The sequence below is a fragment of the Brachyspira catarrhinii genome, assembly GCF_005518285.1.
Classification (GTDB): Bacteria; Spirochaetota; Brachyspiria; order Brachyspirales; family Brachyspiraceae; genus Brachyspira; species Brachyspira catarrhinii.
Window position 1 is genome coordinate 1 of sequence record NZ_SJDU01000801.1, and the last position, 416, is coordinate 416.

1 pseudogene is annotated in these 416 nt (G+C 31.5%); it reads left to right on the forward strand.

Annotated features, from left to right (window positions below):
* Positions 1 to 301: pseudogene (locus tag EZH24_RS13510) on the forward strand (Asp-tRNA(Asn)/Glu-tRNA(Gln) amidotransferase subunit GatB); the annotation flags it as partial.
* Between the last annotated feature and the right edge of the window lie 115 nt (positions 302 to 416).

Here is a 416-nt window from a genome sequence, read left to right on the forward strand (position 1 = left end):
AAATTATTTGGAGAGAATATATCCTTATATAGCTAAAGAAATTTTTGAAGATATGTGCGAAACGGGAGAATCTCCATCGGCAATAGTCGACAAAAAAGGCTTGAAACAAATGAGCGACACGGGAGAACTCGAAAGCATAATAAAAAAAGTGCTTAAAGATAATCCAAAATCGGTAGCCGACTTCAAAGCTGGAAAAGAAAAATCTTTTGGTTTTTTAGTCGGACAAACTATGAAAGCGACAAAAGGACAGGGAAACCCAAAACTCGTTAATGAAGTTTTAAGAAAAATTTTAAACGAATAAATTATAGTCGTATATTAAAAATTTTCGTTTGTAAAAATAAATAATTCCTCTTCGGGAGTCAGTATATAAGCCTCTCTATATTTAAAATTTTCGTTTGTGAAAAAATTTGTTCCCA